Consider the following 9,085-nt stretch of genomic DNA (forward strand, 5'->3'; position numbering starts at 1 on the left):
TTGCGTAATCTGCGTTACTAAATTTGTTCAAGTTATTTCTTGCAATCTGCCTTATAAATTAAATTGCCAATAAACATGCATTTTAGTCCATACTGATTTAATCAGCTACAAGGATCATCGGGTTGCATTAGCATGAGCTGAGCAATTATGCCATAAGGCTACTAATACAGGTATTATAATAAATGGAAAAGCTTATTAAAACGACTCTTTATTTCTACGTGGATCTTTTTCTCCAGTTGCAGCTTCCATGCCTTCTGTGGTCACAATTAATTGATGCCCAAAAAGCCGATAACTTCCTTTTGGCCATTTTTCTGGGCTCTGTTTTAAAGATGTACGGACATAAGTTAAATTTTTACCCCAAATTTTTGCTGCTTCTTGTGATCCCATAATATTAGGATCATTCAGATTAATTTTTACCATAATGATACCCCCACCACAAAAAGTAAAACACAAATATAATTGCAGTAATATTTGATAATTCACTTATAATAATAATGTTTTTACCAATTAGTAAAAACACAAGTTGCATAACATTAAATATGCCAGTTGCTACCGCAATAATTAATAATATGATATTCTTATTCATGGGTCGTAGGCAATGAAGGTATACCAAAGCAGCGAGTCCTTACACTCGCTACTTGGTTCAATTATTTATCCTTGTGGTTGTGATAACTTTTTATTGCTATCACAGAACCAATTATCGCACCAGCTGCAACTGTTATGTGTTCGATAATTTCGGATATCGTTTCAACTAACTTCATTGCTTACCTCCTTTCTTTATACTTATATAATAACTCTTATAAGAGCTAAAGTCAACATTATTTAGCAATTAATTAGATAAATTAAGCATAAAAAAGACCCACCAGCAATAGCCAGTGGGCTGTAAGTTAAGGAACCTCAAAAAGAAGTTCCTTTTTAGTATAACATAAAAACTATTTTGATTTATTTTTTAATTGCTCTAATTTTGGTTTAACATATTTAAGCCTTGCCTGCTTTAATGCTGCTTTAGCCTCACTTAGCGTTTTAAACCGGCCGATATAATAACACTTACCGGCAACCGTCAGCTGGACTAAATAACGGATATCTTTGCTTTTTAACGTGACAATTGCAATATTTTTATAACCACTCCGATTAGTTTTGGGCTTTTTACGCTGTAAAAGATCAGCTGCCGTATGATGTTTTCGCAAGTCATCAATGTGTGACAACATTTCTGGTGCCAACTCCTTGCGGCCATGGCCACAACTAACCACCTTACCAGTAATTAAGTTAGGCGTACTCGCTAAAAAATAGGTACCGCAATCACAAAGCAATTGCCACAAAATACTGCCATCAACATCCCGATATTGCGTATTATGCAATACCCTAGCATGGCCAAACTGCTTTCCAGTTAAATCGCGCCGCCAAGCTTTTTGCGCCCCATTTGGGATAGCAGCTTTTAAAAAGAGTTCTCGCTGTTTTTTGGCCTCAGCAACTGTGTCATATGTGCCAACTCGCTGCATCTTACCTTTAATACTAACTAATGCGTGATAGCGGTATTTGCCAGTTTTGGTCCGCCGCTCATTAACACCAACCGGTAGCGGATTACCGTTATGATCTAATCTTGCCATAGTGCTCTCCTACTCTGCCAGTAAGTCGGCTTTGTCAGGATTATCCCAATCACACCAGTCTTCCATGTCTTCTGGCTGAGCTTTCATGGCATCCTCATCAATGTACCAAACTAATTCATATTTCTGGTTGTCTGCTAGCGAGCGACCAACACCCGTTACTACCAAGTGCGGGAATTGTTGCAATTCATCTTTTGCTTCATAATATTCTTCGACATCACTGCCCGGTGCTTCAATGATTTCAAATTCTTGACCTGCTACTTTAACTGTATCCATTTTAATAACTTCCTTTCTTGTGTTCCTCAACCTTACAAATATAGTATAACCCCTAGGCCTTCCTTTGTCAATACTATAAACAAAAAAGGTTTACAATATTGCATAAAATATAAAAAGCAAGCCTATTATGACTTACTTAATAAAATCTGGAATATAACACAATGTTTGATTTCGATGTTGCCAACTTGGTGGCTTGATTGCGGTCTTGTCAACAAAGTAATCAGATACATCATGACCTAGCTCAGCTTGATATTTAGTGGGCCACGGTCGCATTAATCCATGCTTGGGGCTCCAGAGTGACCAGTCCTCAGCTATTGGCTCTACTGACCACGATTTAACCCGGCCCCAACCCACGCTGCCTTTTTTGCCCAAGGCTTTCACGTAATTTAAATATTGCGGGATTTTCTTGATTTTACCGCGACAATAAAAGACGGGGTCACTAATCACTCGGATTGTTTCAGCCGTGTGATAAGCCCGTTGGACCCCCACACTAGGATTGATTTTGCCTTTATCTTTATCTAAATAAGTATGTCCCCGCTCCCAATCGGGCTCGCTGTTCCAATACTCAGTAGTTTGCGCGTACTGCTGATAAAAACCCACCGATGCTTGGTACAATCCGTGCTGATCTTTAGGCAAGGGTAACCCAATTAATAAGTCGTCCAGTTTGAGGGTGCCTAAAACTTTTTCTGGGTACCAACGCTTAAACCAAGCGTAATAAATAATACTGGCAAAAGATAGCAACCCATCAGCGCTATTAATCCGGCCATCGACCAAGTGAGCAGTAATCTTTAAAGGCTCAGTTGCCATTTTTTACCCTCCAATAGCTTGATTAATTGCGTCATGTCGGTATTAGCATAAATATCTTTAAGGTAAGTATCGTATTGATCTTTAACCTGTTTTGCCAATGGTGCTAGTTGTAGCTTACCACCAGTAATCGTTAAAAATGGCGTTTGGCTGTCGTCATCGGTCTCTTGCAGCATGGTCAAATCGCATAAACCAAAGCCTTGGGCAGACATACCACCCAGATACGGTGCCTGGGCCCACTCAGCCAAACAGGACACCAATGCACCCAATTCCAACTCTGTGCAGTCCACCTCTAGATTATGCCACAACTGCGTGTTGGGGATTAGATACTCAATGCCGTAAAGCATTTGCGCAGGCAGCTCAGACTTAGCTTTTTTAGCTGTTGTTTTGTCCAAATAAGTACTTAGTGTCTGTTTGCTATCGTCTAGGCGGATAAATTGTTTATCCTCGGTCATCCGGCGCCAGGATAGCTTTTGGGCCTGGTAATCAATTGGATCCAGATTTGCTGGGACAATTGCGGTCGTCTCAGCACACACCGGATAAGCAAAGGTCTGCGTGATTTTGCCGGCTAGAATTTGATTGCCAATCGCACCGCCCAGTAATGACAACAGCGGGAAATAATGGCGGATAGCCTGAGCTCGGGAGACATCAACGACTTGATTGCCCGACAAGTTACCCCCGGTAAAAATTAAATTAAAGGCTTTTTGCGGTAATTTTAAGTGGTCCCAATGGTTTAATAAATACTTTGCGCCTTGATCCCGCCAACCACCACGTAAAGCGTTGCCTGAGTAGGCAAAAACCTGCTCAATTTCGCTGCCGTTGCGTAAGGTAACGGTATTTAATTTTTTGACTACACTATTAGGATCCACCGCCTGATGTGAGAGTGGTGCCTTTAACGTGTAGACTGAGTTAAATTGGTAAACTGGCATTAATTTGCCTCCTTTTGATTGCCCAGACGCTCACGTTGGATCCGATCACGGACTAACAAAATAATCCATTGGGGCGTCTCATAAAGAGAGGCAAGGATCTGCTTTTGCTCCGTAGCCGTCAAATCTAAAATGGCTAATAGCTCCGGTGCTGGCTCTAAAGCCACTGCGCCCATTTTAACCATGAGTTGGTCTAAAAACTGCGGCAAATTGGGCGCTCGCTTAGCGGTTACCTGCACCAATCGCATAATCTCGCCCCACATGGTCAGGCCACGTGGCCCGTAGCCCGTTTTTTGCGCCCGGTGCACCAAATAGACAATTAATGCTGCTCGGGCTGCGCTTTTGCGCGTCGTGTCAAATCCAAGTACGATAATGCCTCAGCCTCCTTAATTTTAGTGGCAACGTGGATAGCCAGTCCAAAGCTTGGTTGCTGTACATAATTGGCTAGTTTTACCATGATTGTTTTAACGCTGTCAAAGTCATAATCCTTTAAATATGCGTAATTGAGTTTGCCTTGGGCTAGTTGTTTTTTACTAATGCCAATACTATATAAAGCCTCCACAAAGTTAACTAGGGGTTTAAACGTCGGGTCAATTAGTAAAGTCTGATTTTCAAACTGGCAATAAAAGCGACTCTGCTGATAAGAGATGCGGCTATGCAAAGCCAGGTGCTTTTGTTGTGAGACGGTGCACACTAGTACAAACGGCGGCTTTGGTGGCTTGATTAAATAATCTCGCACTTGCCAGCGGTTTAAAATGCTCAAATGGTTTTTAGTCGCACAAAAGCTATAGCGATCCAGCGCCATGCGGTGGTACTTAGTGTTTAGCTTAATGGTAAAGTAGCAAGCCGGACCTACGTATTGACTACTAGGCGCCTTGTGCTGCGCCCAATTTGTATAGTTAGACGACAGCGCTTTTTTAACCGGCACGCCATACCTAATTGGTGCCCCACAAATTGTGCAGCGCGTCTCCGCTTTTACGGGGACGCATTTATCCATTGGATCGGCAAAATAGCAATCAATTTTTTGTTGACCATTGTCATAAGGTAATGGTTGGGGGGTTTGCTGCCAAGCCTGATAGATTAGCTGTGTTGGTGTCAATCCAACCACCTACCTTATTTAAAATTAGTGGTAATGGGATGCTCGCTTGCTGCCAATGCATCGTTCATCCGATCGTTGGCGCCAGCATCAGTAAAAATATATTTTAATGTGGTCGACCCTTCTTGATAAGTTAAAATAAGATCATTAGCCAAATATTGGTTGTCATACTTAACGGTAAACCCTGTCTTGATTAAATCATTAAACAAATATTTAGCTCGGTTAAAGCCCATTTTGCTTTGGCCAGCGGCCGGGTCTTCCAGCGTGATGCCTTTAACATAAGTACCTTTACGGACAGTAATTTTCTTAATGTTTTTTTCAAAATAATCAGTTAATTCCGGTGTTTTTTCCATTTTTAAGCACTCCTTATTCGTCTTGGTAATTTTTAAATAATAAAATTAATTGCGTAATCTCGCTAATGGTCATGTCTTTTAATAGGTCAATTGTATCTGCCATTGCCGGATCTTTGTTTTCCAACTGGTCGCCAACGATCGTTAACTGTTCTGTCAATTTTTTGATAAATAGGACAAATTCGGTTTGCTGGTCCCCAATTTGGGTTGTAATCCAGCTGACCTCATAAGCCCGGGCTAGCTTAGTAACAATTGTCCAAGCCGCTTTTTCAATGTCCGTTTTGCCGCTGCGATAATTTAAAACGCCATAGCGGCTAATATCAGTAATATTAGCTAGATAAGTTGTGCTGATCGATTTATCTGCCAATATTGCCTTAGCCTTGTCCATATCAGTTCCCAGCTGGTCGCGCCAGCTGTGTTTATACTCGGTTCTGTCTGCCATTTATTTAGCTCCCTTTTTTAAATTTTTAAGCAAAAACTAATTTAACATCATCATCATACGTTACCTGAGCATTGCCATCTTTAACAATAATATAATGACTATCACCTTTGCCACGGCCATAGTTATAAATCCCATCGGTTAAATCCCAGTGACCTAAGCCATAGTCGCCCAAAAACTCACGTTGCAAGCCATAACGTTTACTCAAACCAGTAATCTTAGCACACCAAGCAGGCCGATTCCGGCTTGTTTGCACTAACAAAACATAAATTTTGTCTTTTGCATAAACAATTTTTAAGCTTTCCACAAAATATTCAGATTTCTTGCCGCCAAACCGAACGGCTCCCATTGCTGCTAACGCCCATGCTTGTTTAAAGATTGCTGATTTACTCATCTCAATAACTTCCTTTCGTTTTTGTGTTCCTCAACCTTACGTACTTAGTGTAACTCCTAATCTCGCTTTTGTCAACAATATAAACAAAAATAGTTTATAGTATTTACCATAGCGTATAAAAAATAAGCCTACCCCATAACGGAGTAGGCTATTGTTGAATCGATAGATTTAGTTTTAGTAGTTTAACGTTTCGCCGGTGTAAATCAGATTAGTATTACTGATCCCATTTTTGCTAGCTAACGTACTAACAGTAGTCCCTAAACGGGCGGCAATGGCAGATAAGCTGTCACCGTATTTAACCGTGTAGCTGCGCGTGCTGGCAGCCCCACCACTAAATTTAAGTTGCTGCCCAACCTGGATCTGGTCCCAGTTAGTGATGCCATTGTACGCGGCTAGCGTTGCGGTGCTTAAACCGTGACTAGCAGCGATTCCGGATAAGGTATCGCCACTTTTAACGGTATAAGTGCCGCTATTAGTAGTCGCTTTACCATTAGTGGTTAGTCTTTGCCCAACGGTAATAAAATCAGCGTTGCTAAGGCCATTTAAGCTAGCCAGAGTACTAGTGGTAGTGCCATAGCGGGCCGCAATCCCAGAGAGTGTGTCCCCGCTTTGGACCACATAGGTACTGCCAGTTGCAGTCGCATTAGACGTATTAGTTACGTTTAAAATCTCGGCGTTTTTACGGTTGATCCAGCTGTTGATGCCAGATAATAATAACCGCTTGCCATTAACTTGGGTGACTTGATAGTTTTGCCCCTTGACCCAACTTGGGATTGTCTCGCCGGTCGCCCAACGGGAGGCACTAAAGTTGACCTTGACCGTGTCCCCAACCGCGATATCCCGCTTAGGCGTATTATCGGCGGTCTTGCCTGCGTCAATTGCCGGCGTGGACGTGTCGGGCTTGCTATTGTCACCTTTGCGGTAGCCGTTATCGGTAATGCCAGTTAAATCGACATTGCCATCAAGGCCACCCGCAATATAGGTTGACGTAAATTGGAAAATCCCGATGTTATTCCAGCTTGGAAAATAGTTATAGTTTGGCGACGGTGTCACCTGATAATTAGGATACTCGCCTAACCAGAGCGTCACGGTTTTAGACAAGCTGAGTAAGTCCACGTGCGCCTGCAAAAAGGCTTTGTAACCATACAAAACGGGCGTATAGCCTGCGGCCTTAATCCGGTTTAGTCCATGCTGCATCGCCGCTGTGGTTGGATTACCTGACTCCACATCTAGGGCGACAATCGACTTTTTAGGGGTTTGGATCTTGGGTAAATAATGGTCCAGTGCCTGATCAACCTCGGCCACCGTCGATGCCTGCAAGTAGATATAACTATGAGCCCGCTTACCCTGGGCGATGGCGTATTGGACTTGCGTCGGGTAAGTGCTTTGGTCGGCAAAATAGCCATCATAATAGCCGCCAACTTGGGCAATGGCAAACTTATCATGGGCATAACCAAAGACACCGGTACTGCCTTGGTACTTGGACCAGTCAACCCCGTAATCGCCTTTAGCCGCTTGGGCTGGTTGGCTTAGCACTAATGGCGCCACTAAAAAAGCCACCGCGGCGGCGACGACTAGCTTAGTTGCTGATTTAGTTTTATTTGGTCTCATGGTTGGTCACCTCCTTGTTAGTAGTTGGCTTTTTGATCAACGTGTAGTAGCCCGCTGCCTGCAGCCCGCTTAAGATGCCAGCTAAAGCGTAGATCGCGTAAGAGTAATTAAACGCCCACGCCCAGATCAATCCGATAACGACCCCGATTAGCAAGGGCAACACGGGCGCTAGCTTGTCCTTAGCAGGGATGATCTGCTTTAATAGTTGGGTTAACCCGCTGACAATCGGCCCCAGCACCACGGCAATCAGGGTCAACTGCTGCAACTCGTCCTCCATTTACTCACTCCCTTTTTTGTGATGCTTATTAAACAGCGTTTTGAGCTCCTCATCATGGCGGGCGATATCGATATCATTACTACGGATACGATGATAAAGGTCCTTGTGGATCAAGGCGGCATTACTGCCGAGGCTCTCTACTTGCTTAGATAAATGATCAATTGCCCGCTGCAGCCCCCGGTTGGCCACTTCCATCGGCTTGGTGATCACGACATGTGTTAGCCAAACAAAAAAGGTGACCAAAATCACCAATACGCCCATAATGGCACTCAGTTCTGGCCACGTCAGGCCAAAAAAATAGTGTGGCCCCATGGTACCACCTTCCTTTTTATGCATAAAAATAACCGCTGCTAAGCGGCTTTAACACTGTCATATTGCGCTTGGGTGATCATCGCCGTTTTGACAAATAGCGCCATATCATCATCGTTAAACAGATTCTTTTTGTAAAAAGTTAAAATATATGCCATTATTTATCCGCTCCTTTCAGCTGAGCAACTTGTTTTGTCAATTCAGCCAACGCATTTTGCGCGTCAGTTGCCGTCTGCTTAGTTTGTGCCAGCTGTTTAGTTAACTCGGCCATTGCTTGTTCCTGGTCGGTTGGTTCCTCGGGTTCCGGTGCTGGTTGATTTTTTAGCCACTCTTCACGTGTGACCCCCACCCATTTACCATTAAACGTCCGCGGCTCGTACAAACCATCCGTGGGCCTGATATCCGTTGCGTTAGCCGGCACGGTAGTAGCCGCATCGACTAGCTCACTATGATCAAATTGCTTGTTGTTATCATAAAAATAAATTAATTTATAAGCCATTGATAGACCTCCTTAACCGATTATTGTTTTATCAAATCTCATTGGTGCCTCAATATCGTCAGTCGTACAGTCTCTAAAAGTAATGCCATCGGTATCGATAGTTAAGTTGGCATAGGCATGGGGCCTGGCTGTATACGCAATGATGCCAAAACCTTTAAAATCGTTAGACAGTAAATTGCTTGGCAGTGTAGTGATCTTGATAAAACCTGTTACTGGTTTCGTGCGGGTCACCGCACCCAAAAGCTCAACCATGTTGCCATATTTACGGGCAAAAACGTCACCGCTAAATGGTGCTAGGACACTCAGTCTGATCCAACCAGTGTCCTTTGTCAGTGCGGCAAAATTGTCATTCACGGGTTTTTCCCAATTACCTTGTGCATGTGCGATCTGTTGCATTTTCATTTAGGCCACCTCCATTTCGAGGTGGCTTAAAATCCCTTTAAAACCGTGGCTCAGAAGGGTTTTACGCCCCCCCCCCCCCCCCCCCCCCCCCCCCCCCC

The 9,085-nt window shown here is 43.4% G+C and carries 16 protein-coding genes; all 16 read right to left on the reverse strand.

The genetic code is table 11. From position 1 onward, the window contains the following. Nucleotides 1–195 precede the first annotated feature (195 nt). The 16 genes from FC24_RS11165 to FC24_RS11235 all read right to left on the reverse strand — a co-directional run bounded on the left by FC24_RS11165 (nucleotide 196) and on the right by FC24_RS11235 (nucleotide 8,987). Entirely contained in the window at nucleotides 196–420 is a 225-nt protein-coding gene (locus FC24_RS11165; protein WP_057874921.1) for a helix-turn-helix domain-containing protein, read from the reverse strand. A gap of 512 nt (nucleotides 421–932) precedes the next feature. Further along, a complete protein-coding gene (locus tag FC24_RS11170) occupies nucleotides 933–1,607 on the reverse strand; it encodes a hypothetical protein (RefSeq protein ID WP_057874922.1) in 675 nt (224 codons plus the stop codon). Nucleotides 1,608–1,616: 9 nt separating this feature from the next. Next, entirely contained in the window at nucleotides 1,617–1,880 is a 264-nt protein-coding gene (locus tag FC24_RS11175) for a hypothetical protein (RefSeq protein WP_057874923.1), read from the reverse strand. A gap of 132 nt (nucleotides 1,881–2,012) precedes the next feature. Next, the gene (locus FC24_RS11180; RefSeq protein WP_057874924.1) at nucleotides 2,013–2,687 is read right to left on the reverse strand and encodes a hypothetical protein; all 675 of its coding nucleotides are present in this window, start codon (nucleotides 2,685–2,687) and stop codon (nucleotides 2,013–2,015) included. After that, on the reverse strand, nucleotides 2,669–3,613 hold the full coding sequence (locus tag FC24_RS11185; protein WP_057874925.1) for a hypothetical protein: 945 nt from the start codon (nucleotides 3,611–3,613) through the stop codon (nucleotides 2,669–2,671). The genes FC24_RS11180 and FC24_RS11185 overlap by 19 nt, the downstream gene beginning before the upstream one ends. Next, on the reverse strand, nucleotides 3,613–3,873 hold the full coding sequence (locus tag FC24_RS11190; protein WP_157059134.1) for a hypothetical protein: 261 nt from the start codon (nucleotides 3,871–3,873) through the stop codon (nucleotides 3,613–3,615). Before FC24_RS11190 ends, FC24_RS11185 begins: the two co-directional genes overlap by 1 nt. Before the next feature lie 56 nt (nucleotides 3,874–3,929). After that, nucleotides 3,930–4,709, reverse strand: a complete 780-nt coding sequence (locus FC24_RS11195; RefSeq protein WP_057874927.1) for a hypothetical protein — start codon at nucleotides 4,707–4,709, stop codon at nucleotides 3,930–3,932. A 14-nt stretch (nucleotides 4,710–4,723) separates the two neighbouring features. After that, nucleotides 4,724–5,059, reverse strand: coding sequence for a hypothetical protein (locus FC24_RS11200; RefSeq protein ID WP_057874928.1), 336 nt, complete (start codon nucleotides 5,057–5,059; stop codon nucleotides 4,724–4,726). Nucleotides 5,060–5,072: 13 nt separating this feature from the next. Then, nucleotides 5,073–5,498: a hypothetical protein gene (locus FC24_RS11205; RefSeq protein WP_057874929.1), complete on the reverse strand. Its 426-nt coding sequence runs from the start codon at nucleotides 5,496–5,498 to the stop codon at nucleotides 5,073–5,075. A 25-nt stretch (nucleotides 5,499–5,523) separates the two neighbouring features. Beyond that, on the reverse strand, nucleotides 5,524–5,889 hold the full coding sequence (locus FC24_RS11210) for a hypothetical protein (protein ID WP_057874930.1): 366 nt from the start codon (nucleotides 5,887–5,889) through the stop codon (nucleotides 5,524–5,526). A gap of 174 nt (nucleotides 5,890–6,063) precedes the next feature. Then, nucleotides 6,064–7,500 (reverse strand): LysM peptidoglycan-binding domain-containing protein, encoded by a 1,437-nt coding sequence (locus FC24_RS11215; RefSeq protein ID WP_083485702.1) that lies wholly within the window; start codon nucleotides 7,498–7,500, stop codon nucleotides 6,064–6,066. After that, the gene (locus FC24_RS11220) at nucleotides 7,487–7,765 is read right to left on the reverse strand and encodes a holin (RefSeq protein WP_157059135.1); all 279 of its coding nucleotides are present in this window, start codon (nucleotides 7,763–7,765) and stop codon (nucleotides 7,487–7,489) included. The genes FC24_RS11215 and FC24_RS11220 overlap by 14 nt, the downstream gene beginning before the upstream one ends. Nucleotides 7,766–7,777: 12 nt before the next feature. After that, nucleotides 7,778–8,089 carry a hypothetical protein gene (locus FC24_RS11225; RefSeq protein ID WP_057874932.1) on the reverse strand — a complete coding sequence of 104 codons (312 nt, stop codon included), beginning with the start codon at nucleotides 8,087–8,089 and terminating at the stop codon, nucleotides 7,778–7,780. A gap of 38 nt (nucleotides 8,090–8,127) precedes the next feature. Next, entirely contained in the window at nucleotides 8,128–8,244 is a 117-nt protein-coding gene (locus FC24_RS11420) for an XkdX family protein (RefSeq protein WP_083485703.1), read from the reverse strand. Then, nucleotides 8,244–8,585, reverse strand: coding sequence for a hypothetical protein (locus tag FC24_RS11230; protein WP_202813628.1), 342 nt, complete (start codon nucleotides 8,583–8,585; stop codon nucleotides 8,244–8,246). The genes FC24_RS11420 and FC24_RS11230 overlap by 1 nt, the downstream gene beginning before the upstream one ends. Before the next feature lie 12 nt (nucleotides 8,586–8,597). After that, complete coding sequence (locus FC24_RS11235; protein ID WP_057874933.1) at nucleotides 8,598–8,987, reverse strand: hypothetical protein; 390 nt, start codon at nucleotides 8,985–8,987, stop codon at nucleotides 8,598–8,600. Nucleotides 8,988–9,085 lie beyond the last annotated feature (98 nt).

The sequence above is a fragment of the Loigolactobacillus rennini DSM 20253 genome, assembly GCF_001436505.1.
In the GTDB taxonomy this organism is placed as follows: Bacteria; Bacillota; Bacilli; order Lactobacillales; family Lactobacillaceae; genus Loigolactobacillus; species Loigolactobacillus rennini.